This is a genomic window from Streptomyces sp. NPDC032091 (assembly GCF_055580265.1).
On the sequence record NZ_JBVILR010000001.1, the window covers coordinates 484,771 to 509,482 of the forward strand.

General features: G+C 72.6%; 25 protein-coding genes and 1 tRNA gene. 13 read left to right on the plus strand and 13 right to left on the minus strand.

Annotated features, from left to right (window positions below):
• Positions 1 to 28: 28 nt before the first annotated feature.
• The gene (locus ACZ5NJ_RS02275) at positions 29 to 1,876 is read right to left on the minus strand and encodes a S9 family peptidase (protein WP_468762011.1); all 1,848 of its coding nucleotides are present in this window, start codon (positions 1,874 to 1,876) and stop codon (positions 29 to 31) included.
• 91 nt (positions 1,877 to 1,967) lie between these two features.
• On the opposite strand from ACZ5NJ_RS02275, the gene ACZ5NJ_RS02280 reads away from it, so the two are divergent.
• The 3 genes from ACZ5NJ_RS02280 to ACZ5NJ_RS02290 all read left to right on the plus strand — a co-directional run bounded on the left by ACZ5NJ_RS02280 (position 1,968) and on the right by ACZ5NJ_RS02290 (position 4,112).
• The gene (locus ACZ5NJ_RS02280) at positions 1,968 to 2,135 is read left to right on the plus strand and encodes a hypothetical protein (protein ID WP_468761756.1); all 168 of its coding nucleotides are present in this window, start codon (positions 1,968 to 1,970) and stop codon (positions 2,133 to 2,135) included.
• Positions 2,136 to 2,206: 71 nt separating this feature from the next.
• On the plus strand, positions 2,207 to 3,508 hold the full coding sequence (codA, locus tag ACZ5NJ_RS02285; RefSeq protein ID WP_468761758.1) for a cytosine deaminase: 1,302 nt from the start codon (positions 2,207 to 2,209) through the stop codon (positions 3,506 to 3,508).
• Between the two features lie 10 nt (positions 3,509 to 3,518).
• Positions 3,519 to 4,112: an HD domain-containing protein gene (locus ACZ5NJ_RS02290; protein WP_468761760.1), complete on the plus strand. Its 594-nt coding sequence runs from the start codon at positions 3,519 to 3,521 to the stop codon at positions 4,110 to 4,112.
• A 36-nt stretch (positions 4,113 to 4,148) separates the two neighbouring features.
• On the opposite strand, the gene ACZ5NJ_RS02295 is transcribed toward ACZ5NJ_RS02290, so the two are convergent.
• The 4 genes from ACZ5NJ_RS02295 to ACZ5NJ_RS02310 all read right to left on the minus strand — a co-directional run bounded on the left by ACZ5NJ_RS02295 (position 4,149) and on the right by ACZ5NJ_RS02310 (position 7,289).
• The gene (locus ACZ5NJ_RS02295) at positions 4,149 to 5,477 is read right to left on the minus strand and encodes a chloride channel protein (RefSeq protein WP_468761762.1); all 1,329 of its coding nucleotides are present in this window, start codon (positions 5,475 to 5,477) and stop codon (positions 4,149 to 4,151) included.
• Complete coding sequence (locus ACZ5NJ_RS02300; protein WP_468761765.1) at positions 5,474 to 5,998, minus strand: potassium channel family protein; 525 nt, start codon at positions 5,996 to 5,998, stop codon at positions 5,474 to 5,476. The genes ACZ5NJ_RS02295 and ACZ5NJ_RS02300 overlap by 4 nt, the downstream gene beginning before the upstream one ends.
• A 169-nt stretch (positions 5,999 to 6,167) precedes the next feature.
• Positions 6,168 to 6,241 (minus strand) — tRNA-Pro (locus ACZ5NJ_RS02305).
• Positions 6,242 to 6,350: 109 nt separating this feature from the next.
• Entirely contained in the window at positions 6,351 to 7,289 is a 939-nt protein-coding gene (locus tag ACZ5NJ_RS02310; RefSeq protein WP_468761767.1) for a metallophosphoesterase, read from the minus strand.
• A 68-nt stretch (positions 7,290 to 7,357) separates the two neighbouring features.
• Between ACZ5NJ_RS02310 and ACZ5NJ_RS02315 the strand changes: the two genes are divergently transcribed.
• Entirely contained in the window at positions 7,358 to 7,819 is a 462-nt protein-coding gene (locus ACZ5NJ_RS02315; protein ID WP_468761769.1) for a GatB/YqeY domain-containing protein, read from the plus strand.
• Between the two features lie 119 nt (positions 7,820 to 7,938).
• Here the strand turns inward: ACZ5NJ_RS02315 and ACZ5NJ_RS02320 are convergent, their stop codons facing one another.
• Positions 7,939 to 10,275 carry a transglycosylase domain-containing protein gene (locus ACZ5NJ_RS02320; RefSeq protein ID WP_468761771.1) on the minus strand — a complete coding sequence of 779 codons (2,337 nt, stop codon included), beginning with the start codon at positions 10,273 to 10,275 and terminating at the stop codon, positions 7,939 to 7,941.
• 397 nt (positions 10,276 to 10,672) lie between these two features.
• Here ACZ5NJ_RS02320 and ACZ5NJ_RS02325 point away from each other — a divergent pair, with 397 nt between their 5' ends.
• Positions 10,673 to 11,023: a WhiB family transcriptional regulator gene (locus tag ACZ5NJ_RS02325; protein ID WP_052713450.1), complete on the plus strand. Its 351-nt coding sequence runs from the start codon at positions 10,673 to 10,675 to the stop codon at positions 11,021 to 11,023.
• 39 nt (positions 11,024 to 11,062) lie between these two features.
• On the opposite strand, the gene bagB is transcribed toward ACZ5NJ_RS02325, so the two are convergent.
• Together bagB and bagA are read right to left on the minus strand one after the other, a co-directional pair.
• On the minus strand, positions 11,063 to 12,385 hold the full coding sequence (bagB, locus tag ACZ5NJ_RS02330) for an ATPase BagB (protein WP_468761773.1): 1,323 nt from the start codon (positions 12,383 to 12,385) through the stop codon (positions 11,063 to 11,065).
• Positions 12,382 to 13,368, minus strand: coding sequence for an ATPase BagA (gene bagA / locus ACZ5NJ_RS02335; protein ID WP_468761775.1), 987 nt, complete (start codon positions 13,366 to 13,368; stop codon positions 12,382 to 12,384). The genes bagB and bagA overlap by 4 nt, the downstream gene beginning before the upstream one ends.
• Positions 13,369 to 13,414: 46 nt before the next feature.
• On the opposite strand from bagA, the gene ACZ5NJ_RS02340 reads away from it, so the two are divergent.
• The 5 genes from ACZ5NJ_RS02340 (at position 13,415) to ACZ5NJ_RS02360 (ending at position 16,237) form a co-directional block, all read left to right on the plus strand.
• The gene (locus ACZ5NJ_RS02340) at positions 13,415 to 13,576 is read left to right on the plus strand and encodes a DUF4177 domain-containing protein (protein WP_007264966.1); all 162 of its coding nucleotides are present in this window, start codon (positions 13,415 to 13,417) and stop codon (positions 13,574 to 13,576) included.
• On the plus strand, positions 13,573 to 14,046 hold the full coding sequence (locus ACZ5NJ_RS02345; protein WP_468761777.1) for a RidA family protein: 474 nt from the start codon (positions 13,573 to 13,575) through the stop codon (positions 14,044 to 14,046). Before ACZ5NJ_RS02340 ends, ACZ5NJ_RS02345 begins: the two co-directional genes overlap by 4 nt.
• 138 nt (positions 14,047 to 14,184) lie before the next feature.
• The gene (locus ACZ5NJ_RS02350; RefSeq protein WP_468761779.1) at positions 14,185 to 15,096 is read left to right on the plus strand and encodes an NUDIX hydrolase; all 912 of its coding nucleotides are present in this window, start codon (positions 14,185 to 14,187) and stop codon (positions 15,094 to 15,096) included.
• The gene (locus ACZ5NJ_RS02355; protein ID WP_468761781.1) at positions 15,093 to 15,938 is read left to right on the plus strand and encodes an MBL fold metallo-hydrolase; all 846 of its coding nucleotides are present in this window, start codon (positions 15,093 to 15,095) and stop codon (positions 15,936 to 15,938) included. The genes ACZ5NJ_RS02350 and ACZ5NJ_RS02355 overlap by 4 nt, the downstream gene beginning before the upstream one ends.
• Entirely contained in the window at positions 15,935 to 16,237 is a 303-nt protein-coding gene (locus tag ACZ5NJ_RS02360) for a ribosomal protein L7/L12 (RefSeq protein ID WP_468761783.1), read from the plus strand. Before ACZ5NJ_RS02355 ends, ACZ5NJ_RS02360 begins: the two co-directional genes overlap by 4 nt.
• A gap of 39 nt (positions 16,238 to 16,276) precedes the next feature.
• On the opposite strand, the gene ACZ5NJ_RS02365 is transcribed toward ACZ5NJ_RS02360, so the two are convergent.
• Positions 16,277 to 17,086: a nucleotidyltransferase domain-containing protein gene (locus ACZ5NJ_RS02365; protein WP_468761785.1), complete on the minus strand. Its 810-nt coding sequence runs from the start codon at positions 17,084 to 17,086 to the stop codon at positions 16,277 to 16,279.
• A gap of 109 nt (positions 17,087 to 17,195) precedes the next feature.
• Positions 17,196 to 17,870, minus strand: a complete 675-nt coding sequence (locus tag ACZ5NJ_RS02370) for a Crp/Fnr family transcriptional regulator (RefSeq protein ID WP_042811540.1) — start codon at positions 17,868 to 17,870, stop codon at positions 17,196 to 17,198.
• Positions 17,871 to 18,121: 251 nt separating this feature from the next.
• Between ACZ5NJ_RS02370 and nth the strand changes: the two genes are divergently transcribed.
• The 3 genes from nth (at position 18,122) to ACZ5NJ_RS02385 (ending at position 21,109) form a co-directional block, all read left to right on the plus strand.
• On the plus strand, positions 18,122 to 19,060 hold the full coding sequence (nth, locus tag ACZ5NJ_RS02375; RefSeq protein WP_468761788.1) for an endonuclease III: 939 nt from the start codon (positions 18,122 to 18,124) through the stop codon (positions 19,058 to 19,060).
• A gap of 113 nt (positions 19,061 to 19,173) precedes the next feature.
• A complete protein-coding gene (locus tag ACZ5NJ_RS02380) occupies positions 19,174 to 19,893 on the plus strand; it encodes an NUDIX hydrolase (protein ID WP_468761790.1) in 720 nt (239 codons plus the stop codon).
• A gap of 13 nt (positions 19,894 to 19,906) precedes the next feature.
• Complete coding sequence (locus ACZ5NJ_RS02385; RefSeq protein ID WP_468762013.1) at positions 19,907 to 21,109, plus strand: MarP family serine protease; 1,203 nt, start codon at positions 19,907 to 19,909, stop codon at positions 21,107 to 21,109.
• A gap of 418 nt (positions 21,110 to 21,527) precedes the next feature.
• Here the strand turns inward: ACZ5NJ_RS02385 and ACZ5NJ_RS02390 are convergent, their stop codons facing one another.
• Genes ACZ5NJ_RS02390 through nhaA form a run of 3 tightly spaced genes read right to left on the minus strand, consistent with a single transcriptional unit; the run spans position 21,528 to position 24,493 of the window.
• On the minus strand, positions 21,528 to 22,502 hold the full coding sequence (locus ACZ5NJ_RS02390; protein ID WP_468761792.1) for an alpha/beta fold hydrolase: 975 nt from the start codon (positions 22,500 to 22,502) through the stop codon (positions 21,528 to 21,530).
• Positions 22,499 to 22,957, minus strand: a complete 459-nt coding sequence (locus tag ACZ5NJ_RS02395) for a phage holin family protein (RefSeq protein ID WP_468761794.1) — start codon at positions 22,955 to 22,957, stop codon at positions 22,499 to 22,501. Before ACZ5NJ_RS02395 ends, ACZ5NJ_RS02390 begins: the two co-directional genes overlap by 4 nt.
• 54 nt (positions 22,958 to 23,011) lie before the next feature.
• Positions 23,012 to 24,493 (minus strand): Na+/H+ antiporter NhaA, encoded by a 1,482-nt coding sequence (gene nhaA, locus ACZ5NJ_RS02400; protein WP_468761796.1) that lies wholly within the window; start codon positions 24,491 to 24,493, stop codon positions 23,012 to 23,014.
• Positions 24,494 to 24,712: the final 219 nt, after the last annotated feature.

The window sequence follows — 24,712 nt, forward strand, 5'->3', positions numbered from 1 at the left end:
GGGGGTGCACCGGGGACCCGGCTCCGGGTCAGCGCGGCAGTCCCTGCGGGAGGTGCTTCAGCGCGAATTCCAGTTCCATCCGGACCTGCTTGATCCGCTCCTCCACCACCAGCGAGCCGTGCCCGGCGTCGTAGCGGTACACCTCGTGGACCGCGCCGCGCGCCGCGAGCCGGTCGACGTAGTTGTCGATCTGCCGGATCGGGCAGCGCGGGTCGTTCACACCCGCCGCGATGTGCACGGGCGCCTTCACCGCGTCGACGTACGTCAGCGGGGAGGACGCCTCGAAACGCTCCGGGACCTCCTCGGGCGTGCCGCCGAAGAGGGTGCGGTCCAGGGATTTCAGCGCCTCCATCTCGTCGTGGTACGCCGTCACGTAGTCCGCGACCGGTACGGCGGCCAGCCCGACCGCCCAGTCGTCGGGCCGCGTCCCGAGCCCCAGCAGGGTCAGGTAGCCGCCCCAGGAGCCGCCGGACAGCACCAGCCGCGCCGGGTCCGCCAGGCCGGAGGAGACGGCCCACTCGCGGACCGCCGAGATGTCCTCCAGCTCGATCAGCCCGACCCGGTGCTTGAGGGCGTCCGTCCATGCGCGGCCGTAGCCGGTCGAGCCCCGGTAGTTGACCCGCACCACCGCGAAGCCGTGGTCCAGCCAGGCCGCCGGGGTGGCCGCGAAGGAGTCGGAGTCGTGCCAGGTCGGGCCGCCGTGGATCTCGAAGACGGTCGGGAAGGGGCCCTCACCGCGGCCCGCCGGCCGCTGCGCGAGGGCGTGGATCCGCCCGCCCGGGCCCTCCACCCACACGTCCTCCACCGGCACCGAGCCGGGCGGCCGGAACCCGGGCGGGTCCAGCACCACCCCGCCGGCGGTGGAGCGCACGGAGGACGGCTCGGCGGCCGAGGACCACTGGTACTCGACCGTGCCGTCCGGGCGCGCCGTGGCGCCGGACAGCGACCCCGGGGGCGTGTCCACCCGTACGAGCTCCCGCGCGGCCAGGTCGTAGCGCCACAGCTCGTCGCGCGCCTCGAAGCTGTGCTCGACCAGCAGCGCCGTACCGTCCGGGTACCACTCGGCGCTCACGTCGCCCGGGAGCTCGATCGCGAGGTCCTCCTCGGCGCCGGTGGCCACGTCCCACACCATCGGCTCCCAGCGGCCGCGCCGCTGGTGGCCGACCAGGAGCCGGGTGTCCCCCTCGACCGGGGCGAAGCCGAGCACCTCCAGGCCCAGCTCCTCGGTGCCGCCGCGCGAGTCGTCCAGTTCGGCGACGGTGGTGCCGTCGAGGGTGATCACGCGCAGCGCCGAGTGCATCGCGTCGCCGTGCTCGGTGTGCTCGATCGCGATCAGGGACCCGTCGCGGGAGAGGTCGCCGACACCGGCCGACTCGCGGTGGCGGTAGACGACGGCCGGAGCGGCGCCGTCGGGCCGGACGACATGGATCGTGGAGCCGTCCTCGTCGGTGGACCGGCCGACCACGGCCGTCCCGTCACGCCCGAGGGCCAGTCCGGCGGGGTAGGAGGGTTCCAGACCGGACGTGGCGGGCTCGTCGGGGCCGCCCGGGAAGGGCTGGCGGACCCAGGTGCCGAACTCGTCCCCGTCGGTGTCGGAGAACCACCAGATCCACTCCCCGTCGGGGGAGAGGGTGCCGTCGGTCGTGCCGTTGGGGCGGTCGGTGGCCTGGCGCTGCGTTCCGGTGGCGCGGTCCCAGGCGTAGAGCTCGTAGGTCCCGGTGGCGTTCGAGACGAAGAGCGAGCGGTCCGGGGCGTCCTCGGCCCATTCGGGGAGTCCCACGCGCGGGGCCCGGAACCGCTTCTCCCAGTCGGGCATCTCGGAAGCGGGGGTCCCGCCGGGGGTCAGATCGCTGTCGCTGCTGGTCATGCCCTCCATTCTTGCCCGACGGACCGCCGGGATGCCGACTGCTCCGAACGGGCGCATGGTGGAGGGCGTACGCCGGACGCTTCCCGAGAAGGTGTTGATCATGGCCAAGAAGGCTCGTACCGGTCACCACAGCCATCAGGACTCCGAGCGGGCGATGGCGAAGAACACGGCGGCCGAGGCACGTGCCAAGGCCGCGGGCAGGGACGCCCAGTCCCTCTCGGCGAAGACGCGCGGCATGCACCAGAAGGCACAGGCCAAGCGCGGCTGAACCCTGTGTTTCACGTGAAACGTCGCCCGCATTCACGTGAAACGTGGCCCGCCGGGGCCTAGCCTGGCGGGATGCGGATGATCGTCCGGGGCGCCCGGCTGCTGCACGAGCACGGTCTCCACGACGTGGAGGTCGCCGAGGACGGACGCATCGCGCGCGTCCTCCCGTACGACGACCAGAAGGAGCCGCCCGCCACGGGCGTGCTCATCGAGGCCCACGGCGGCCTGCTCAGCGCCCCCTTCGTCGAGCCCCACATCCACCTGGACACCGCCCTGACCGCAGGGCAGCCCCGCCCGAACGTCTCCGGCACCCTCTGGGAGGGCATCGCCTGCTGGAGCGAGCGCAAGCGCACCCTGACCCGCGAGGACGTGATCACGCGGGCCACGGAGGTGCTGCGCTGGCAGGCGGCCCAGGGCGTCCTGCACGTCCGCACGCACTGCGACGTCACCGATCCTTCGCTGACCGCCCTCGACGCCCTGCTGGAGGTCCGCGACCGGGTCCGGGACGTGATGACCCTCCAGATCACGGCCTTCCCGCAGGAGGGCATCGTCTCCTTCCCCGACGGCGAGGCGCTGCTGCGCGAGGCCGTGGCGCGCGGCGCGGACGTCGTCGGCGCGATCCCGCACTTCGAGGACACCCGCGAGGACGGGATCGCCTCGCTGCGGACCGCGTTCGCGCTGGCCGAGGAGCACGGGCTGCGGGTCGACGCCCACTGCGACGAGATCGACGACGAACAGTCCCGCTTCGTGGAGGTGCTCGCCACCCTCGCCCTGCGCACGGGGCTGCGCGAGCGGGCCACCGCCTCCCATACGACGGCCATGGGCTCCTACAACGGCGCCTACGCCTTCAAACTCCAGCGGCTGCTCTCCCGTTCGGGGGTCAACCTGGTCTCCAACCCCTTCGCCAACCTCAACCTCCAGGGCCGCTTCGACGCCTATCCCAAGCGGCGCGGCCTCACCCGGGTGAAGGAGATGCTGGCCGCCGGGGTCAACGTGGCCTTCGGGCACGACGACGTGATGGACCCCTGGAACGCGCTCGGCACCGCCAACCCGCTCCAGACCGCCCTCGTCGGCCTCTACGCCGCCCAGCTCACGGGGGCCGAGGAGATCCCGCTCGCCTTCTCGATGGTGACGGACCGCGCGGCCCGCGTCCTCGGCCTGGGCGCGGACGAGTACGGGGTGGTCGAGGGCGCCCCCGCCTCCTTCGTCCTCCTCCCGGCGCCGACCCCCGAGGAGGCGGTCCGCCGCCAGGTCCGGCCGCGGTACGTGGTCGCGCGCGGCACCGTCCTGGCCGAGACCCCGCCCGCACCGACCCGGCTGTGGTGGCCGGGACAACCGGGCCCGTCGGACGTGGACTTCACCCCGCCCCTCTAAGGTTCGGGGCATGACGTGGACCCTTCACAACCTTGACTCCGGCACGGCCCGCCGCGCCTTCGAGATCGCCTCGGAGTACGCGGACCCCGCCCTGCTCAACCACTCCGTCCGCTCCTACGCCTTCGGCGCCGAGTACGCCCGGCAGCACGGCCTCGCGTACGACGCCGAGCTGTTCTACGTCAGCGCCCTCCTCCACGACCTGGGCCTGACCGCGCCGTTCGACAGCCACACCCTGCCCTTCGAGGAGGCCGGCGGCCACGTGGCCCGGATCTTCACGGCGGGCCTGGGCTGGGACCCGGCCCGCAGGGCCCGCGCGGAGGAGGTGATCGTGCTGCACATGCGGGACGACGTCACCGCCGCCGAGGACATCGAGAGCCACCTCCTCCAGGTCGGCACGAGCGCGGACGTCTCGGGCCTGCGCGTCCCGGAGTTCGACCCCGGCTTCCGCGCCACCCTCCTGGAGGCCTATCCCCGCCTCGGCTTCGGCCCCGCCTTCCTGTTCCTGGTCGAGGACCAGGCGGCCCGCAAGCCCGCCTGCGCGGCGGCCGCGTACGTCGCGAGCGGCGCGGCGAAGCGCATCGCGGCAAACCCCCTGGACGCGTGACGCCGCCCGCGGCCCGCCCGACCCGGAAGAGACGGCTTAGGCCTGCTGACCGGCTGGCTCCGCCGGCTCCCGGCGGACCCGCCGCACGGGCAGCACCTCGGCGGTGACCAGCCCGGCGACGGTCGCCAGGATCACCACCGGCGTCATCGACGGACTGCCGATCAGCAGCAGCGCCATCACCGCGCTGCTGACCGGCAGCCGCAGCACGCTCGCGCCCGCCGCGGCCAGCCCCGCCGCCACCGCCGGCACCACCCCGAGCCCCGGCAGCGGCGCCGCGAGCACCCCGGCCGCGGCCCCCAGGAACAGGGCCGGGAAGATCGGACCACCGCGCAGGCTGCCCAGGCACAGCGCGTACGCCGCCGTCTTGCACAGCAGGACGGCCACCAGTACCCCTGCCCCCCAGGCGTGCGGCTGTCCGATCAGCGAGGCCATCATGGCCTGGCCGGACGAGGCCACGTCCGCCGGGGACCGGCCCGTGACCAGCGCGTACGCCGCGGCGCACACCCCGGCGCCGAGCGCGCACAGCGCCGTACGCCCCACCGTCGCCCGGGTCACGAAGGCCGCGACGGCCTGCCCCGCGCCCATCGTCAGCCGCAGCACCACCGCCACGGCCACCGCCAGCAACAGCCCCCAGCCCACGTCCGCCGCGTCCAGCCGGGGCACGGCGTCCGGGATCTTGACCGTGAGGCCGCCGGTCTTCAGCCCCGTCCACCGCCCGAAGCCGGTGAACACCAGCGCCCCCAGCCCGCTGGACAGCAACGCGGGCAGCATCACGGCGACCAGCTGGGGCCCGCCCACCCCGACCACCTCGATCAGCAGCACCGCAGCGATCAGCGGACTCCCGAAGATCGCCGAAATGGCCGCGGCCGCACCCGCCACCCCCAGCAGCACGCTGGCCTGCGGCGTTCCCGGCCCGCGCGCCAGGTCCCGCAGCAGCAGCGCGAGCCCGCCGCCCAGGGCGATCAGCGGCGCCTCGGGACCGAGCACCGCGCCCAGCGGCAGGCTCGCGGTCGCGGCCAGCACCACCCCGGGCAGCGCCTTGGTCGACGCCCCGCCCACGGCCAGCCCGGCCGCCGGAACGTGCCCGCCCGCACCGGGCATCCGGGAGGCCACCCAGCCCACGACGGCCCCCGCGACCAGCAGCAGCGGCATCGGCCACCACCACGGCGCCGCGTCCCAGCCCAGCCCGTGCGGCAGGCTGTCCCACAGCAGGTGCTGCAACGCGTGCAGCCCGGCCAGGAACCAGAAGCACACCAGCGACACCGGAATGCCGACCAGCGCGCACAGCACCAGCGTCTTGCGGTACGCGGGCGTCTTCAGCAGCCCCCGCAGCAGTTCCGCCTCCGCCGGCTGGGTCGCGGTCATGGCCCGCTCCTTTCGGGCTGCCGGGACAGCCCGGTCCGGACGGCGCCGAGGAGCACCTTGGCGACCAGTCCCACCACGATCAGATCGGCCACCATCTGCACGGTGGTCAGCACCCGCGCGGCCCCTTCGGCCGGCGCGATGTCCCCGAAGCCCACAGTCGCGAACACCGTCACCGTGAAGTACAGGGCATCGGTCCGGGTCAGCGGCTCCGAGAACGAAGCGGGCCGGTCCCGCGAGAGCAAGAAGTACGTCGCCGCGAAGAGCGCCAGGAACAACGGCACGGCGGTGCCCATCGCCTCCAGGGCCCGCACCCGCGGACGGACCGAACGGGCGATGGCGCCGACCTGCCAGGCCACCAGCCCCCCGAAGAACAGCAGCCCCCCGGCCAGCGCCCCGACGGCGAGGGCCCCGAAGCCGTAGTCGAGGGGGGCCAGGTAGTAGAACCAGGTGATCAGCGCCGCAGCCCCACAGGCCCGCACCACACACCCCAGGAGCACCCACCGCGAGCCGCCAAGCCGCATAGCCCGCTCCTCCTCACCACCCACAACCCCCTCGATGGCATTCCAACACCCCCACCCCCCACCCGCACCTCACACGCACCCACGCCGGTCACCCCGGACCCACCGGAAAGCAGAACAGCGAAGGGCCTGATCCACTGATGTGGATCAGGCCCTTCGCTGTCAAACACTGTCGGGGTGGCGGGATTTGAACCCACGACCTCTTCGTCCCGAACGAAGCGCGCTGCCAAGCTGCGCTACACCCCGATCGCCGCCCTTGGCGTTTCTGCCTGGCGACATCGATTACTTTAGCGGACCCGGCGCCGGAGACGAAATCCGGTTTTCACGGGGGGTCCGGCGGGGCCCCCGGGGGGTGCTACGCCTTCGGGGTCAGGGTCAGGAGGGTGGCTTCCGGGGGGCAGGCGAAGCGGACCGGGGTGAAGCGGTTGGTGCCGCAGCCCGCCGAGACGTGCAGGTAGGAGCGCTCGCCCTGGGTTTCGTACGTCGACAGGCCCTTCACGCGCTTCGTGTCGAGGTCGCAGTTGGTGACCAGGGCCCCGTAGAAGGGGACGCACAGCTGGCCGCCGTGGGTGTGCCCGGCGAGGATCAGCGGGTAGCGGTCGGCCGTGAAGGACTCCAGGACCCGCAGGTACGGGGCGTGCACGACGGCGATCGAGACGTCCGCGTCCGCCTCCGGGCCGCCCGCGACCCGCTCGTAGCGGTCGCGCTTGATGTGCGGGTCGTCCAGACCGGTGAACGCCAGCTCCATGCCGTTCAGCTTCAGCCGCCCCCGGGTGTTGGTCAGGTTCAGCCAGCCCGCCGCGTCGAAGGCATCCCGCATCCCCTCCCACGGGTTGTGGACGGCGCCGACCACCGGCTTGTTGCCGTTCAGGCCGTGCCGGCCCTGCGCCTTCTCGATCAGGTAGCGCCCGGGGTTGCGCAGCCGCGGCCCGTAGTAGTCGTTGGAGCCGAAGACGTACACGCCCGGGAACTCCATCAGCGGACCGAGCGCGTCGAGGAGCTCCGGCACGCCCTCGGTGTCGGACAGGTTGTCGCCGGTGTTGACGACGAAGTCGGGGCGCAGCCCGGCCAGGGACTGGAGCCAGGCGCGCTTCTTGCGCTGCCCGGCGACCATGTGGATGTCCGACACCTGGAGCACGCGCAGCGGTCGGGCCCCGGCGGGGAGCACGGGGACGGTGACCCGGCGCAGCCGGAACGAGCGGGCCTCGAACCCGGCGGCGTAGGCCACTCCCGCGGCCCCCACCGCCGCGATTCCGGCGGTGACCTTCAGGGGTACTCCGTAACGCGCGCGCATGGCTCCATGGTCGCAGACGCGGAAAACCGGTGGGCGCCGCAGCCCCCGAACCTGGCAGACTCAAGGGCATGACCACGCTCAAGGCCAAGCTCCAGGAAGACCTCACCACCGCCATCAAGGCGCGCGACGAACTCGGTTCGTCCACCCTGCGCCTGACCCTCGCCGCCATCACCAAGGAGGAGGTCGCGGGCAAGGAGGCGCGCGTGCTCTCCGACGACGAGGTGCTCAAGGTGATCGCGAAGGAGGCGAAGAAGCGCCGCGAGGCCGCGGAGGCCTTCGCCCAGGGCGGTCGCGACGAGCAGGCCGCGCGCGAGACGGCGGAGGGCGAGTTCCTCGACGCCTACCTGCCCAAGCAGCTCGGTGACGACGAGCTCGCCGCGATCGTGGCGCAGGCGGTCGAGGAGGCCAGGGCGGCGGGTGCCGAGGGGCCGCGGGCCATGGGTGCCGTCATGAAGATCGTGAACCCGAAGGTGGCGGGTCTGGCGGAGGGCGGCCGCGTCGCCGCCGCCGTCAAGAAGCAGCTTTCGTAGGGGAAGCGGGCCGCCAGGACCGGGCGAAGGGGAGGGCCCCGGCCGGATCATCCGGCCGGGGCCCTCCCCTTTTCCTGCGCGTCGCGCGCCCACTCTGGCTCTCGCCTACGGCGTCCCGCCTACTGGGTCTCGTTGCCGCCGATCAGGCCCGGGTCCGCGGGCAGGCCCGGGATCGGGTTGGTCGGCGGGTTGGCCGGGGTGTCGCCCGCGCCGCCGGCGGCGGTGCCGGGCCGGTTGTCGCCGGGCTTGCCGTCGCCGGGCTTGCCGGGCTTCCCCGGCTTGCGCGGGGTCGCCGGCGGGTTCGGGGTGTTGCCCCGGCCGCCGCCGCCACCGCCGCCACCGCCGTTGTTGCCGTTGCCGCCGCCCACGACCGAGGGGTCGGGGATGTGGACGTTCGCGAAGGGCGGGGCCTCGCGGCCGGCCAGCGCGCCGGAGACCGCGTCCTTCCAGATCGGGCCGGGCAGGCCACCGCCGAAGACCTTCGGGTAGTACTGGCCGCCGATGGTGATGTCCTCCATCGTGATCTTCTTCGCGCCGCCCGAGCCGACCCACACCGCGCCGGACATGTTCGGGGTGTAGCCGACGAACCAGGCGTTGTAGCGGTTGTCGGTGGTACCGGTCTTGCCCGCGTTGTCGCGGTCGGTCAGGCCGGCCTTCTCACCGGTGCCGGAGTCGACCACTCCGCGCAGCAGGTTGTTGATCGTGTCGGCGGTGTCCTGGGACATCGCCCGGTCGCACTTGCTCTTGGGTACCGCGAGCGCCTTGCCGTGGGCGTCGGTGATCGACTCCAGGGCGATCGGGGTGCAGTAGACGCCCCGGTTGGCGAAGGTCGCGTACGCGTTGGCCATCGTCAGCGGGGACATCTCGGCGGAGCCGAGCGCGATGGACGGCTCCTCCGGCAGCTTCACCCCGCTGGCGGGGACCACACCGAGCTTCTGCGTCATCTCCGTCACCGGGCAGAGCCCGATGTCGGAGATCATCTGCACGAAGTAGGTGTTGATGGACTTCTCCATCGCGGTCCTCAGCGCGTACGGGCCCTGCTCGTCCGCCGTCTCGTTCTGGGCGGTCTGCAGCTTGCCGCCCTCCAGCGGCAGGTTCTGCCACGGCGGCGAGCCCTCGCAGCGCGAGACCGGGCTCGGGTAGTCCATCTTGTTCGGAGCCGAGTAGACCTTCGTCGGCTCCATGCCCTTCTCTATGGCCGCGGCCGCGATGAAGGGCTTGAACGTGGAGCCCACCTGGAAGCCGAAGTTGGAGCCGCCCATCCGCTTGTCGACGGAGTAGTTGATCTGCGTCTCGTTCTTCCCGAAGCCGTACGGCTTGGACTGGCCCATCGCCAGGACGCGGCCGGTGCCCGGCTGGACCATGGTCACGGCCGTGGCGATCGAGTCGTCCTGGTTGACGTGGTCGCGGATCGAGTTGTTCGCGGCGTCCTGCGACTGCGGGTCCAGGGTGGTGCGGACCGTCAGGCCGCCCTGGTTCCAGACCTTCGCCCGCTCCTCGCGGGTCTTGCCGAAGACCGGGTCGGACAGGAAGGTGTTGCGCACGTAGTCGCAGAAGAAGCCCGCACCCTTGACGGCGGTGATGCAGCCGTTCTTCGGGCGGGTCACCTTCAGGGTGACCGGGAGCTTCTTCGCCTCGTCCGCCTCGGCCTGCGAGATGTCCTTCATGTCGGCCATCCGCTGGAGGACGACGTTGCGGCGCTTCATCGCCTCCTGCGCGTCGTTGACCGGGTCGAACCGGCTCGGCGACTGGACGACGCCGGCCAGCAGGGCCGACTCCTCCAGGGTCAGGTCCTTGGCGGGCTTGCTGAAGTAGCGCTGGGCCGCGGACTCGATGCCGTAGGCCGCCTGCCCGAAGTAGGTGATGTTGAGGTAGTTCTCGAGGATCTTCTTCTTCCCGAGCTCCTCCTCGACCTGGATCGAGTACTTCAGTTCCCGGATCTTGCGCCCGAGGCTCTTCTGCTGTGCCTCGGCGACCTTGGTCGGGTCGTCGCCCGCCTCCTCGACGAAGACGTTCTTCACGTACTGCTGCGTCAGCGTGGAGGCGCCCTGCGCGGCGCCGCCCTCCTGCGCGTTGCGGTTGACCGCGCGCAGGATTCCCTTCAGGTCGACGGCGCCGTGCTCGTAGAAACGCGAGTCCTCGATCGCGACGATCGCCTTCTGCATGTACGGCGAGATGGCCGTGAGGGGGACCACCTGCCGGTCCCGCGAATACACCGTGGCGATCAGGCCACCCTCGGCGTCCAGAATGGTGGTCCGCTGGCTCAGCGGAGGCGTCTTGAGATTGGCCGGGATCTCATCGAAGCCCTCGACGGTGCCCTTGGCGGCGAGGCCCAGCGCACCGGCGCCCGGGATCGCGATGCCGGCGAGAACGACTCCGGAGAGAACCGACAAACCGAGGAACCTGGTGGCCTGCTGCGGCCCCGTGAGCCCTGCGCCCGAGCGCTTCTTTCCCATGGAGGGCAGCCTACGTTCTCATTCACCGGACACGCGCGAATGCCTTGGCCTAAGCTGTCCCCAACTGTCACAGCAGTGTGGTGCGACATCAACCCCTCGGCTTGATTTTCACCCTTCCCGAATGGGGTGGACGCATGTCCGAATCTCGCCCTTCGCTCTGACGGCCGCTCACCGGCGCTTCCCTGATTTCACCCGAATCGCCGGAATGGCCGGGCATGTCGCCGGATCACTCCGTCGGGTGATCTGCCGCTTACCCATAGTCCGTTCGGACCATTCAAGATTGGGCCCGTCGGGGGTGTTGCACGGTCCCCGCCTTCCGTAACGTCCTCAACTGGCAGCGGTGAATATGCCGCTACCGCCGTGGGGGAGCCTCGATTCGGGAGAGGACGGCACCGGGATGGGCTGGGTAACCGACTGGAGTGCGCAGGCAGCCTGCCGCACTACCGATCCGGATGAACTGTTCGTTCAAGGAGCGGCACAGAACAGGGCCAAGGCGGTGTGCACCGGATGCCCGGTGCGGACCGAATGCCTGGCCGACGCGCTCGACAACCGTGTCGAGTTCGGAGTGTGGGGCGGAATGACCGAGCGGGAACGGCGCGCCTTGTTGCGCAGGCGTCCCACCGTCACCTCGTGGCGACGGCTGCTCGAAACCGCTCGCACGGAGTACGAGCGCAGTACCGGCATCCTCACCGTGGATGTCGGCGCGGAGATCGACGTGGCGTACGAGACCTACGCGGCAGCCGGGTAACACACCCGGACACCGCGTCGGCACCACTCGTACGTACGGTCACGCTCCGGCCGGAACCCCGGCCGCGAGTCGCTCTCCGATGGCCCGCAGCCCGGCGAGGTCGTGCACATCGCCGGGCAGGGCGGCCACTTCGGCCACCGCCACCTCGGGATGCAGCGAGGTGAAGCGGTCGCGCGTGCGCTGTTCGCGCGCGATCACCTGCATCCGCTCCGCGTGCAGGCGCAGCAGCCCCGCGGTGATCGCGTCAGCATCACCGGGACCGCTCGTGCCCTCCGCGTCTCCTGCGCCTTCCGGGTTCACGGCGTCCACATCGTTCAGGTCTTGCGCCTCGTCCGCGGCGGGGGAGCCGTCGTCGGCGGCGTCACGAAGTCCAGCTTTCCCGGACTCCTGATCGACAATGCCGCCTTCTTCAAGATTCTCTGCGGCCGCCAGGGCCCGCTCCGCGGACAGCTGCCGCGCGTCGCTGCCGTGCACCCGGTTCAGCACCAGGCCGGCCAGCGGCATCTTCTCCGCGGCCAGCCGCTCCACGAAGTACGCTGCCTCGCGCAGCGCGTCCGGTTCGGGCGCCGCGACCACGAGGAAGGCCGTGCCCGGCGCCTGGAGCAGACGGAACGTCGCGTCCGCGCGGGTGCGGAAGCCCCCGAACATCGTGTCCATCGCCGCCACGAACGTCTGCACGTCCTTCAGCAGCGAGCCCCCCATCAGTTTGCTCAGCGTGCCGGTCATCATCGACATGCCGACGTTCAGGAACTTCATCCCGGCGCGCCCGCCGACCTTCGCCGGAGCCATCAGCACCCGGATGAACTTCCCGTCCAGGAAGGACCCCAGCCGCTTCGGCGCGTCGAGGAAGTCCAGCGCGGACCGGCTCGGCGGGGTGTCCACGACGATCAGGTCCCAGTCGTCCTTCGCCCGCAGCTGGCCCAGCTTCTCCATGGCCATGTACTCCTGCGTGCCCGCGAAACCGGCCGACAGGGACTGGTAGAAGGGGTTCGCGAGGATCGCCCGCGCCCGCTCGCGGTCGGCGTGCGCCTCGACGATCTCGTCGAACGTCCGCTTCATGTCCAGCATCATGGCGTGCAGTTCGCCGCCTTCGCCGTCCACCCCGTCCACCCTGCGCGGGGTGTTGTCCAGCGAGTCGATGCCCATCGACTGCGCCAGCCGGCGCGCCGGGTCGATGGTCAGCACGACCGCCTTCCGCCCGCGCTCGGCCGCCCGGACGCCCAGCGCCGCGGCCGTCGTGGTCTTGCCGACCCCGCCCGCGCCGCAGCACACGATGATCCGGGTCTTCGGGTCGTCCAGCAGCGCGTCGACCGCCAGCCGCTGCGGTGTGTCCAGGCCCATGGTGTTCCCGCCCCCGCTCATTCGGCGTCCGCCTGCTTGCGCAGCTCCGTCGCCAGCTCGTACAGCCCGGCCAGCTCCATCCCCGAGCCCAGCAGGGGGAGTTCGTACGTCGGCACGTCCAGCCCCGCCAGTACCGCGCGCTGCTCCCGCTCCAGCTCGACGCGGCTCGCGTGCTCGGCGGCCTGGGCCAGCAGCGGCTCCACCAGCCGCTCGGCCAGCCCGCCCCGCCGGGCCCCGCCCAGACCCGCCCGGGACAGGGCCCTGGCGATCTCGGGGCGGCGGCCTTCGGCGGCCGTGCGCAGGGTGTCCTCGTCCAGGTGGTGCGGGCGCACCATGTTGACGATGACGCGCCCGAACGGAAGCCCGGCCGCGCGCAGTTCGTCGATCCCGTCCGAGGTCTCCTGGACGGGCATCTCCTCCAGCAGGGTCACCAGGTGCACGGCGGTGTCCGGGGACTTGAGCACCTTCATGACGGCCTGCGCCTGGTTGTGGATGGGCCCGAACCGGGCCAGCCCCGCCACCTCGTCGTTGACGTTCAGGAAGCGGGTGATCCGCCCCGTCGGCGGGGCGTCCATGATCACGTGGTCGTAGACGAACCGTCCGGACTTGTCCTTGCGCCGCACCGCCTCGCACGCCTTGCCGGTCAGCAGGACGTCCCGCAGACCGGGCGCGATGGTCGTCGCGAAGTCGATCGCCCCGAGCTTCTTCAGGGCGCGCCCGGCCGAGCCGAGCTTGTAGAACATCTGGAGGTAGTCCAGCAGCGCCCGCTCCGCGTCGATGGCGAGCGCGTACACCTCACCGCCGCCCCCGCCGGGCGCGACGGCGATCTTCCGCTCCTCGTAGGGGAGCGCTTCCGTGCCGAATAGCTGTGCGATGCCCTGCCTGCCCTCGACCTCCACGAGTAGAGTCCGCCTGCCCTCGCGCGCGAGGGCCAGCGCGAGTGCGGCGGCGACCGTGGTCTTGCCGGTGCCGCCCTTGCCGCTGACCACCTGGAGCCTGCTCACAACCTCCGAGCCTAACCACTCCCGCTCAGGCGTTACGCTCGCCCCCATGACCAAGAAGTTCGAATACGCGACGGTCCCCCTGCTGGTCCACGCCACCAAGCAGATCCTGGACACCTGGGGCGAGGACGGCTGGGAGCTCGTCCAGGTCGTGCCCGGCCCGAACAACCCCGAGCAGCTCGTGGCCTACCTCAAGCGGGAGAAGGCATGAGCGGCGCCGTCGAGGCCCGGCTCGCCGAGCTCGGCCTGACCCTCCCCGAGGTCGTTCCGCCGCTGGCCACGTACCAGCCGGCGGTGCGCTCGGGCGCGTACGTGTACACCGCGGGCCAGCTCCCGATGGTGCAGGGCAAGCTCCCGCTGACCGGCAAGGTCGGCGCGGAGGTCTCGCCGGAGCAGGCCAAGGAACTGGCGGCGACGTGCGCGCTGAACGCGCTGGCCGCCGTGAAGTCCGTGGCCGGTGACCTGGACCGGATCGCCCGCGTGGTGAAGGTCGTCGGCTTCGTCGCCTCGGCCCCCGACTTCACGGGCCAGCCGGGCGTGCTCAACGGCGCGAGCGAGCTGCTCGGCGAGGTCCTCGGCGAGAAGGGCGTGCACGCGCGCAGCGCGGTCGGCGTGGCGGTCCTCCCGCTGGACGCCCCGGTCGAGATCGAGATCCAGGTGGAACTCGCCCCGGACGCGTGACCCGACCCGGCGGGGCCGGAATTCCGCCGTGCGGAATCCGGCCCCGTCGGCGTGTGGGCCCCCGGGCCGTCCGGGCCCCGGGGGCACGGCGGCCGAGGGGGCCTCGAACATCGGGCCGGATGGTCGTAGCATCCGGCCATGCCGAATGGTCAGCACGGACAGCCCTCGCCCGAGCAGCCCCCCGCCGGAGGCCAGTGGTACCCCCCGGAGTGGCCCGCCCGCATCCGCGCCCTCGCGGAAGGCGCCCTCACCCCGGCGGAGCCCCGGCGCGCCGCCACGGTGATGCTGCTCCGTGACACCCCCGCCGGCCCCGCCGTGCACATGCTGCGCCGCCGGGCCTCCATGGCGTTCGCGGGCGGTGCCTACGCCTACCCCGGCGGCGGGGTCGACCCCCGCGACGAGGACCACCGCATCGGCTGGGCCGGCCCGGACCAGGAGGCGTGGGCGGCGCGCCTCGGCACCGACACGGCCACCGCCCAGGCGATCGTCTGCGGCGCGGTCCGCGAGACCTTCGAGGAGGCGGGCGTCCTGCTCGCCGGGAAGACCCCCGACACCGTCGTCGGCGACACCACCGGGGACGACTGGGAGGCCGACCGAGAGGCCCTCGTCGGCCGCGAGCTGTCCTTCGCCGAGTTCCTCGACCGCCGCGGCCTGCTGCTGCGCTCCGACCTGCTCGGGGCCTGGGCCCGCTGGATCACCCCCGAGTTCGAGCCGCGCCGCTACGACACCTGGTTCTTCGTCGCCGCCCTCCCGGAGGGCCAGCGCACCCGCAACGCCTCCACCGAGGCCGACCGGACCGTGTGGATCCGCCCCCAGGACGCCGCCGCCGGCTACGACGCGGGCGAGCTGCTGATGATGCCGCCCACCATCTCCACCCTGCGCTCCCTGGAGCTTTACGGGGCCGCCGCCGACGCCCTCGCGGCGGCCGGCGCGCAGGACCTCACCCCCGTCCTGGCCGAGGCCGCGCTGGAGGACGGCGTGGTCGTGCTCAGCTGGCCCGGCCACGACGAGTTCACCAAGCGCGTCACCCTCGGAGGAGGCCCCGTATGACCGACGCAGCGGCCCTGCCCGGCCAGCCCCGCGGAACGGTCGTCTCCGGACCGGCCACCGCCCGCGCGGTCAACGTCCTGGCCCCCAACGCCTCGGCGATGACCCTGGACGGCACCAACACCTGGCTGGTCTCCGAGCCCGACTCCGAGCTCGCCGTCGTCATCGACCCGGGCCCCCTCGACGAGACCCACCTGCGCGCCGTCATCGCCACCGCCGAACGGGCCGGCAAGCGGATCGCGCTCACCCTGCTCACCCACGGCCACCCCGACCACGCGGAGGGCGCCGGCCGCTTCGCCGAGCTGACCGGCACCAAGGTGCGCGCCCTGGACCCCGCGCTGCGCCTGGGCGACGAGGGCCTGGCCGCGGGGAACGTGATCCGCACCGGCGGGCTGGAGCTGCGCGTCGTGGCCACGCCCGGGCACACCGCCGACTCCCTCTGCTTCCACCTGCCGGCCGACCGGGCCGTGCTGACCGGCGACACCATCCTGGGCCGCGGCACGACCGTCGTCGCGCACCCCGACGGCCGCCTCGGCGACTACCTGGACTCCCTGCGCCGGCTGCGCTCCCTCACCGTCGACGACGGGGTGCACACCGTGCTCCCGGGCCACGGGCCGGTCCTGGAGGACGCCCAGGGGGCCGTGGAGTACTACCTGGCCCACCGCGCCCACCGGCTCGCCCAGGTCGAGACGGCGGTGGAGGACGGCCTGGTCACCCCGGAGGCCGTCGTCGCCCACGTCTACGCCGACGTGGACCGCTCCCTGTGGCCGGCCGCGGAATGGTCCGTCCGCGCGCAGCTGGAGTACCTTCGTGATCACGGACTGATCCCGGGGGGACCCGAATGAACACGCTGTACCTGCTGCTGGCGCTGCTCGCCGTGGCGGGCTGGATCACCTCCACGGTGAACCTGCGGATGCGCGCCCTGCAGGACAGGGCCGACCGGCTGGAGCGCCGGCTCGGGCTGGTGCTGGACCACCTGGGCGTCGAGGAACCGGAGCCGGCCGGGCTGGACGCGGTGCGCGCGCTGATGCGCGAGGGGCGGACCGTCTCGGCGATCAAGACCTACCGGGAGATCACCGGCGCGGGGCTGGCGGAGGCCAAGAAGGCCGTCGAGTCCCTGGACCCGGCCCCGCAGGACCGGTAGGGCCGCCCCGCAGGCGTGCGGGAGTTCCCCGGCCGGCGGTCAGGCCGCCGGGCGCGGGGCCTTCGTGCCGTGCCGGGCCCCGTACTCCGCCGCCAGCCACGGCCCGAGGTCGTCGAGGTACCGGCGCACGACGGCCGGGTCCTCGACCGGGTCCAGCGCCACGGCGGCGGCCTCCCGCAGCTGCGCGGCCCGCTCCGGGTAGTAGCGGCCGAAGACCTCGGCGGACTCGGCGAGGTCGCTCGTCCAGCCGCCCCACTCGGGCATGACCAGCGTGAAGGCGGTCCGCACCAGGTGCCGGGAGAAGAACCGGCTCATCCTGCGGAACTCGGCCGGCTCCGAGGCCGCCTCGAAGCGGGCCCGCCACCGGGGCAGCAGGGCGGCCAGGTCGCCGTTGGTCTCGCGGGCGAGCAGGCCGTCGGGCCGGTAGCGGGGCAGGTGCTCGGCGAGGTCGGCCCCGAGCAGCGGGGTGCACAGACAGGCCAGGAACCAGCCCAGGTCGTAACGTTCCCGCTCGCTCAGCAGCCGCTCCTTGCCGTACAGCAGGACGCCGACCCCGTCGATCTGCGGGAAGTCCTGGTCGAGGCCGCGGCCCAGCACCTCTGCGGTGTCCCGGTCCTCGGCGGCCGGCTCCCGGTGCAGGGCGATCAGCAGGTCGAGGTCCGAGAGCCCGGGGCGGGCCGTGCCGCGCGGCACGGAACCGTACAGGTAGGCGCTGTGCAGCCGGTTCCCGTACGCCTCCACGAGCCGGCCGCGCGCGGCGGCGACGAGGTCCGCGAACGCGGGCTGAATCCGCCCGAGCGACCCCTCCCGCTCGAAGTACCCGGACGCGTCCAGCCCTCGGTGATCCATGATCCCCACTCTGCCCGCCGCACCGCCCGGGCGCCTCGCATTTGAGCCCCCGCGCACGCGCGGAGGGGCCCCGTCCGACACCCGGACGGGGCCCCTCCGCGAAGCGTGGTCAGCGCGAGCGCTTGGCGAGCCGCTCCACGTCCAGGAGGATCACGGCGCGCGCCTCCAGGCGCAGCCAGCCGCGGCCCGCGAAGTCGGCGAGGGCCTTGTTCACGGTCTCGCGGGAGGCGCCGACGAGCTGGGCCAGCTCCTCCTGCGTCAGGTCGTGGACGACGTGGATGCCCTCCTCCGACTGCACGCCGAAGCGGCGCGACAGGTCGAGGAGCGCACGGGCCACACGGCCCGGGACGTCGGAGAAGACCAGGTCGGACATCTGGTCGTTGGTCTTGCGCAGGCGCCGGGCGACGGCGCGCAGGAGCGCGGTGGCGACCTCGGGCCGGGCGTTCAGCCAGGGCTGGAGGTCGCTGTGGCCGAGGCCGAGGAGCTTGACCTCGGTCAGGGCGGTGGCGGTGGCGGTGCGCGGGCCCGGGTCGAAGAGCGAGAGCTCGCCGATCAGCTCGCCGGGGCCGAGAACGGCCAGCATGTTCTCGCGGCCGTCGGGGGAGGTGCGGTGGAGCTTCACCTTGCCCTCGGTCACCACGTACAGCCGGTCACCGGGGTCGCCCTCGTGGAACAGGGCGTCGCCGCGTGCGAGGGTCACCTCGCCCATGGAGGCGCGGAGCTCCGCGGCCTGCTCGTCATCGAGCGCCGCGAAGAGCGGGGCGCGCCGCAGAACGTCGTCCACGAGTCTCTCTCCTATGTCGACCGGCCAGTGGGGACCGTTCCCCATTTTGCCGGACGGCTCAAACAGTGCGATCAATCACAAGGATGCCGGACGGACGGGCGTGCTGTGCGGCGAGAGGCCGATCGGGGTGGTGTTACCTGAGGTCCGGGCGGGGTGTCAGCCGCCGGGCTTAGGCTGGCCGGGTGTCCAATAAGCCGGTGAGAGCACAGGCCAAGGGGTCCGCGGGAGTGACGGCGGCCCAGAATTCAGCCGTGGGCGAACAACCCCCCTCGGCGACGTCCGAAAAGGCCCGACCTGCCCCCCAGGGCAAAGCTTCGGCCAAGAAACCGCGGCCCGCGAAGCTCGCCGAGGCGGCCGCGCCCGCGAGAGGCACGGAGACGGCCTCGCCCGCGAAGGGCGCCAAGGCCGCCGCCAGGCCCGAGTCCCGCCTCGCGATGATCCGCCGGGCCCGCCGCATCAACCGCGAGCTCGCGGAGGTCTACCCGTACGCCCACCCGGAGCTGGACTTCCGCAACCCCTTCGAGCTCCTGGTCGCCACCGTCCTGTCCGCGCAGACCACCGACCTGCGCGTGAACCAGACGACCCCGGCCCTCTTCGCCGCCTACCCGACCCCCGAGGACATGGCCGCGGCCGCGCCGGAGGAGCTGGAGGAGATCATTCGGCCGACCGGGTTCTTCCGGGCGAAGGCGAAGTCCCTCCTCGGCCTCTCGCAGGCCCTGCGCGACGACTTCGGAGGCGAGGTGCCGGGCCGCATAGAGGACCTGGTCAAGCTGCCGGGAGTCGGCCGCAAGACCGCGAACGTGGTCCTCGGCAACGCCTTCGGCGTCCCCGGGATCACCGTCGACACCCACTTCGGCCGGCTGGTGCGCCGCTTCAAGTGGACCGAGCAGGAGGACCCCGAGAAGGTCGAGGCGGAGATCTGCGGGATCTTCCCCAAGAGCGAGTGGACGATGCTCTCGCACCGCGTCGTCTTCCACGGCCGCCGCATCTGCCACGCCCGCAGGCCGGCCTGCGGAGCCTGCCCCATCGCCCCGCTCTGCCCGGCCTACGGGGAGGGCGAGACCGACCCGGAGAAGGCGAAGAAGCTGCTGAAGTACGAGAAGGGCGGTCAGCCGGGCCAGCGGCTCTCCCCGCCCCCGGACTACCCCGGCCTCCCGGCCGCGCCCCTGGGCGCCCGTACGGAGGCCTGAGCGGGGCGCGGGCGCCGCCGCAGAGCGCGGCCGGGCCGCCGCGCGCCCCCGGTGGAACGAATCGGCACCCGGCCCGCGTTCAGCGGGCGGGAGAACACGGACAGGGGTTGCCCATGACGCGCGGTACGCAGGACGAGACCACGGCCGAGGCCGGCCGCCGGGCCGACGGCCTGGCGCTCACGACCGCCGGCCTGCCCGGCTGGCTCGACCCCGTGGTCGAGGCGGCCCGGACGGTCCGGCCGCGGCAGCTCAGCCGCTTCCTGCCCCCCGAGGACGGCCGGGGCCGCCAGTCCGCCGTGCTCATCCTCTTCGGGGAGGGCCCGCGCGGCCCCGAGATCCTGCTCCAGGAGCGCGCCGGCACCCTCCGCTCGCACGCGGGCCAGCCCTCCTTCCCCGGCGGCGCCCTGGACCCGGAGGACGGCGACCCGCACACCACCGGCCCGCTCCGCGCCGCGCTGCGCGAGGCCGAGGAGGAGACCGGCCTGGACCCGTCCGGCGTCCAGCTGTTCGGCGTCCTGCCCCGGCTCTACATCCCGGTCAGCGAGTTCGTCGTGACCCCGGTGCTCGGCTGGTGGCGCGAGCCCTCGCCGGTCGGCCCGGTGGACCCCGCGGAGACGGCCCGGGTCTTCACGGTGCCCGTGGCGGATCTCACGGACCCGGCCCACCGGGTCACCGTGGTCCACCCGAGGGGCCATCAGGGGCCCGCCTTCACCGTGGAATCGGCCCTGGTCTGGGGTTTCACCGCCGGCGTCATCGACCGGATCCTGCACTTCGCCGGATGGGAACGACCGTGGGACCGCTCACGTCACGTCCCGCTCGACTGGCACGCATGAGACGGTGACCCTCGTGAACGTGCTGGACATCCTGTTGCTGCTCGCGGCCGTGTGGTTCGCGATCGTCGGCTACCGCCAGGGCTTCGTCGTCGGCATCCTGTCGGTGATCGGGTTCCTGGGCGGTGGCCTCATCGCCGTGTCCCTGCTGCCGCTGATCTGGGACCGGGTGACGGACAACGGCACCCAGGTGTCCACCACCGTGGTGGTGATCGCCGTCGTGGTCATCATCATCTGCGCCTCCATCGGCCAGGCGCTGACCACCCATCTGGGCAACCGGCTCAGACGGCACATCACCTGGTCGCCGGCGCGCGCGCTCGACGCGACGGGCGGCGCCCTGGTCAACGTCGTCGCGATGCTGCTGGTGGCCTGGCTGATCGGCTCCGCGCTGGCCGGGACCTCGCTGCCCACGCTGGGCAAGGAGGTGCGCAACTCCAAGGTGCTGCTGGGCGTGTCGCGGGTGCTGCCCGCCCAGGCGAACACCTGGTTCTCGGACTTCAGCTCCACCCTCGCCCAGAACGGCTTCCCGCAGGTCTTCAGCCCGTTCTCGAACGAGCCCATCGCCGAGGTGAAGCCGCCGGACCCGGCGCTCGTGCGCAGCGGGGTGGCCCAGCAGGCCAAGCTCTCGATCGTGAAGGTCGTCGGCACCGCGCCCAGCTGCAGCAAGGTCCTGGAGGGCACCGGCTTCGTCTTCGTGCCCGGCAAGGTGATGACCAACGCCCATGTCGTCGGCGGCGTCGTCGAGCCGACCGTGCAGGTCGGCGGCGAGGGCAAGCTCTACGACGGCAAGGTCGTGCTCTACGACTGGGAGCGCGACATCGCCGTCCTGGACGTGCCCAAGCTGCGTGCCCCGGCCCTGGAGTTCACCGAGAAGGACGCGACGAGCAGCAGTGACGCGATCGTCGCCGGCTTCCCGGAGAACGGTGCCTACGACGTGCGCGCGGCCCGTGTCCGCGGCCGGATCAACGCCAACGGTCCGGACATCTACCACCGGGGCACCGTCCGCCGCGACGTCTACTCGCTGTACGCGACCGTGCGCCAGGGCAACTCCGGCGGCCCGCTGCTCACGCCCGAGGGCCGGGTGTACGGGGTCGTCTTCGCGAAGTCCCTCGACGACCCGAACACCGGCTACGCCCTGACGGCGGACGAGATCCGGGACGACATCCGCGTCGGCCGGATCGCCGACCGGCGGGTCGACACCCAGGGCTGCGCCCTCTGACGACCGGCTGCGGCCTCCGCGCTCCCGGGCCCGGCGGCCCGGGCCCGCGGGAGGCGGCGCCGCTACACCCGTGGATGGCGCAATCGCGCCGACACCCAGCGGGCGCGGCGGCGCAGGATGCGCGGGATCCCGAGCCGGGGGTCGTGGCCTTCGCGGCCGGCCCCCCGGTCGTGCGTGCCCGGCACTGTGGCCGAGCGGCGTTCGTGTGCGGTGTCACCGTGGTCGTGCGTCCAGCCCATACAACGAGCTCTGCCCGGCCTCCAAGGTCGGTAACCCCGTCCGGGGCGGCCAATTGGCCTATGCGCCGGGCAATTGAAGGACCGTAAGCCAGTCCTACGAATAAACTGCGGGGCCGTCAGGAACCGGTCACCGGTCCGTCAGGCACGGGCCAAAGCCCCGGCCACGGGCCAAGGCTCCGTCAGGGACGGTCGGGCTCCGGGTCCTTGAGCCAGTTGACCAGTTCCGTGGAGAAGGCGGCCGGGTCCTCCTCGTGGGGGAAGTGCCCGAGGCCGTCGAAGAGCCGCCAGCGGTAGGGGGCCTCGACGTACTCCCCGGATCCGGCGGCGCTCCGGGTCCGCATCACCGGGTCCAGCGATCCGTGCAGGTGCAGCGTGGGCACCCGTACGGGCCGCTTCATCCGGCGGTAGAACTGGAGGCCGTCCGGCCGGGCCATCGACCGCATCATCCAGCGGTAGGGCTCGATCGAACAGTGGGCGGTGGACGGGATGCACATCGCCCGCCGGTACACGGCGAGCGCCTCCTCGTCCGCGCCGTCCTCCTGGAGCCGGGGCCCGGACCACTCGCGGATCAGCTGCCCCACGAGGGCGCCGTCGTCCGCGACCAGCTGCCGCTCGGGGATGAACGGCCGCTGGAAGCCCCAGATGTGGGAGCTCGCCCGGGTCTGGCCGAAGTCGCCCATCATGGCGGAGCGCCAGCGCCGCGGGTGCGGCATGGACGAGACCACCAGGCGGCGCACCAGCTTGGGCCGCATCACGGCGGCGGTCCAGGCGAGGTAGCCGCCCAGGTCGTGTCCGACGAGGGCGGCGTCCGGCTCGCCGAGGGACCGTACGACCCCGGTGATGTCGAGCGCGAGGTTCGCCGGGTCGTAGCCGCGCGGGGTGCGGTCGCTGCCGCCGACCCCGCGCAGGTCCATCGCGACCGCGCGGTACCCGGCGTCCGCGAGGGCGGTCAGCTGGTGCCGCCAGGTCCACCAGAACTGCGGGAAGCCGTGCAGCAGGAGGACCAGCGGCCCGTCGCCGAGCTCCGCGACGTGGAACCGGGCGCCGTTGGCGGCGACGTCCCGGTGGGTCACCGCCCTGCCGTCCGGCAGGTCGATCCGTACCGCCGTGGCAGCGGTGGGCGCAGTGCTGGAGTCCGGCGAGGGGGCTGTCATGAGGACGAGCGTGCCACACCCAGGGCCTGGTCACTCACCGGCCGCGGATGCGGCTTGACGGTCCCCACCACCGCGGCGGTCTGCTTGACGGAGTCCATCGTCTTCACCGGCGGTTTGATCTTCTTGAACTTGGCCACCGCCAGCAGCCCGACCAGGCCCGCCAGCAGCCAGAACGCGCCGCCGACGATGAGGAAGGACCAGGCGAGCCCGAGACCGAGGTTGTGGATGCCGTAGGCCGCGGCGAAACTCAGTACGGGGAGGGAGAAGAGCACGAGCACGCCCGCCGCGATCGCGGCGCCGCTGCCGATGCCCGCGCGCTTGACGTCCTGCTTGATCTCCACCTTGGCGAGCGCGATCTCGTCGTGCACCAGGGCGGACATCTCGGCGGTGGCCGCGGCGACGAGCTGGCCGAGGGTGCGCTCGGCCCCCGGAGCCCCTTGGTCCACTGCGCTCATCTCTGTCTCCCTCTGTCGTCGTCTGCCGGCGGCTGTCCTCCGTCGTCAGTCAGATCATGCCGGACGGTCGGCCCGGGCGCTGGACCCGCCCGTGGCTTCGTCCGCGCCGTCGCCCGGCTCCGGGTCCGGGGCGAGGGCGGTGGCGGCGGCGCGGCGGCGGTGTTCCGCGGCCTTCTCCTCGTGGATCCGCGCCATCCGCAGGTGGTACTCCGGGTTGCCCTCCTCGTAGATGTCCGGGATCCCGTCGCTGTCCTCGTCGCGCTCCTCCGCGTCGGTGAGGGCGCGGTACGTGCGGTTGCGCAGCTTGAGCATGACGCCGGCGACGATCGCGGCGATGAGCGAGCCGAACAGGACGGCGGCCTTGACCTCGTCGGTGAGGACGGGGTCGTCGGCGAAGGCGAGTTCGCCGATCAGGAGGGAGACGGTGAAGCCGATGCCGGCGAGGGAGGCCACGGCGAGCACGTCCGGCCAGGCGAGGTCCTCGCTCAGTTCGGCGCGGGTGAAGCGGGCGGCCAGCCAGGTGCCGCCGAAGATGCCGACGGTCTTGCCGACGACCAGGCCGAGGACCACGCCGAGGGTCTCGGGGCGGGTGAAGACCTGGGCGATCGACTCGTCCGAAAGGGAAACCCCGGCGGAGAACAGGGCGAAGAGGGGTACGGCCAGTCCGGCGGACAGGGGTCGTACGAGGTGCTCGATGTGCTCGCCGGGGGAGTGCGCCTCCCCGTCCCTGCGGGTGCAGCGCAGCATCAGGCCCATGGCGACGCCGGCGATGGTGGCGTGGACGCCGCTGTTGTACATCAGGCCCCAGACGACCAGGGCGAGCGGGACGTAGACGTACCAGCCGCGTACGCCGGCGCGCAGCAGGAACCAGAAGAGGACCAGGCCGGCGACGGCCCCGCCCAGCGCCGCGAAGTCGATGCTGCCGGTGAAGAAGACCGCGATGATCAGGATGGCGAAGAGGTCGTCGACCACGGCCAGGGTCAGCAGGAAGGCGCGCAGCGCGGAGGGCAGCGAGGTGCCGATGACCGCGAGGACGGCGAGGGCGAAGGCGATGTCGGTGGCGGTGGGGACCGCCCAGCCGGCGGTCGTGCCGCCGCCGAAGGCGTTGACCAGGAAGTAGACCAGGGCGGGGACGGCCATGCCGCAGAGGGCGGCGATGACGGGAAGGGCGGCGGCCTTGGCGTCGCGCAGGTCGCCCGCGACGAGTTCGCGCTTGAGCTCGATGCCGGCGACGAAGAAGAAGATCGCGAGCAGGCCGTCGGCCGCCCAGTGCTGGAGCGAGAGGTCCAGGCCGAGGGAGGCGGGGCCCAAGTGGAAGGAGCGGACGCTCTCGAAGCCGTCCGAGACGGCGGGGATGTTGGCCCACAGGAGGGCGGCGATCGCGGCCACCAGCAGCAGCACGCCGCCGACGGTCTCGGTGCGCAGCGCGTCCGCGACGAAGCGGCGCTCGGGGAGGGAGAGCCGCCCGAGGAGCTTGCGGCGGGGTGTGGGCGTGGCCACGGGGGAAACCTCCGGTCGGTCGACGGCATGACACATGCAGTTGCCGACCAGACTTCCCGGCGCACCCAGAGACTCACGTAAGAGATGTGAGGCGCCACATCTTGACGCTTCTCATACTTTACAGGGTCCGTTCCGCCGTATCGGGTGATCTTCACCTTAAACGGACGGGGGGCGGGGGGGGGGGGGGGGGGGGGGGGACCCCAAGGGGGGGGGGGGGGGGGGGGGCCCCGTCGGGGGGGGGGGGGAGGGGGGTTT

Excerpts from the sequence above, each read along its gene's own strand:
- ACZ5NJ_RS02325 (WP_052713450.1), top strand. The coding sequence starts at position 10,673 with ATGGGCTGGGTAACCGACTGGAGTGCGCAGGCAGCCTGCCGCACTACC.
- ACZ5NJ_RS02350 (WP_468761779.1), top strand. The coding sequence starts at position 14,185 with ATGCCGAATGGTCAGCACGGACAGCCCTCGCCCGAGCAGCCCCCCGCC.
- ACZ5NJ_RS02315 (WP_468761769.1), top strand. The coding sequence starts at position 7,358 with ATGACCACGCTCAAGGCCAAGCTCCAGGAAGACCTCACCACCGCCATC.
- ACZ5NJ_RS02355 (WP_468761781.1), top strand. The coding sequence starts at position 15,093 with ATGACCGACGCAGCGGCCCTGCCCGGCCAGCCCCGCGGAACGGTCGTC.
- ACZ5NJ_RS02380 (WP_468761790.1), top strand. The coding sequence starts at position 19,174 with ATGACGCGCGGTACGCAGGACGAGACCACGGCCGAGGCCGGCCGCCGG.
- ACZ5NJ_RS02395 (WP_468761794.1), bottom strand. The coding sequence starts at position 22,957 with ATGAGCGCAGTGGACCAAGGGGCTCCGGGGGCCGAGCGCACCCTCGGC.
- ACZ5NJ_RS02290 (WP_468761760.1), top strand. The coding sequence starts at position 3,519 with ATGACGTGGACCCTTCACAACCTTGACTCCGGCACGGCCCGCCGCGCC.
- codA (WP_468761758.1), top strand. The coding sequence starts at position 2,207 with ATGCGGATGATCGTCCGGGGCGCCCGGCTGCTGCACGAGCACGGTCTC.
- bagB (WP_468761773.1), bottom strand. The coding sequence starts at position 12,385 with ATGAGCGGGGGCGGGAACACCATGGGCCTGGACACACCGCAGCGGCTG.
- ACZ5NJ_RS02345 (WP_468761777.1), top strand. The coding sequence starts at position 13,573 with ATGAGCGGCGCCGTCGAGGCCCGGCTCGCCGAGCTCGGCCTGACCCTC.
- ACZ5NJ_RS02360 (WP_468761783.1), top strand. The coding sequence starts at position 15,935 with ATGAACACGCTGTACCTGCTGCTGGCGCTGCTCGCCGTGGCGGGCTGG.
- ACZ5NJ_RS02295 (WP_468761762.1), bottom strand. The coding sequence starts at position 5,477 with ATGACCGCGACCCAGCCGGCGGAGGCGGAACTGCTGCGGGGGCTGCTG.
- ACZ5NJ_RS02275 (WP_468762011.1), bottom strand. The coding sequence starts at position 1,876 with ATGGAGGGCATGACCAGCAGCGACAGCGATCTGACCCCCGGCGGGACC.
- ACZ5NJ_RS02300 (WP_468761765.1), bottom strand. The coding sequence starts at position 5,998 with ATGCGGCTTGGCGGCTCGCGGTGGGTGCTCCTGGGGTGTGTGGTGCGG.
- ACZ5NJ_RS02310 (WP_468761767.1), bottom strand. The coding sequence starts at position 7,289 with ATGCGCGCGCGTTACGGAGTACCCCTGAAGGTCACCGCCGGAATCGCG.
- ACZ5NJ_RS02365 (WP_468761785.1), bottom strand. The coding sequence starts at position 17,086 with ATGGATCACCGAGGGCTGGACGCGTCCGGGTACTTCGAGCGGGAGGGG.
- ACZ5NJ_RS02390 (WP_468761792.1), bottom strand. The coding sequence starts at position 22,502 with ATGACAGCCCCCTCGCCGGACTCCAGCACTGCGCCCACCGCTGCCACG.
- nhaA (WP_468761796.1), bottom strand. The coding sequence starts at position 24,493 with ATGTGTCATGCCGTCGACCGACCGGAGGTTTCCCCCGTGGCCACGCCC.
- ACZ5NJ_RS02320 (WP_468761771.1), bottom strand. The coding sequence starts at position 10,275 with ATGGGAAAGAAGCGCTCGGGCGCAGGGCTCACGGGGCCGCAGCAGGCC.
- ACZ5NJ_RS02340 (WP_007264966.1), top strand. The coding sequence starts at position 13,415 with ATGACCAAGAAGTTCGAATACGCGACGGTCCCCCTGCTGGTCCACGCC.
- ACZ5NJ_RS02280 (WP_468761756.1), top strand. The coding sequence starts at position 1,968 with ATGGCCAAGAAGGCTCGTACCGGTCACCACAGCCATCAGGACTCCGAG.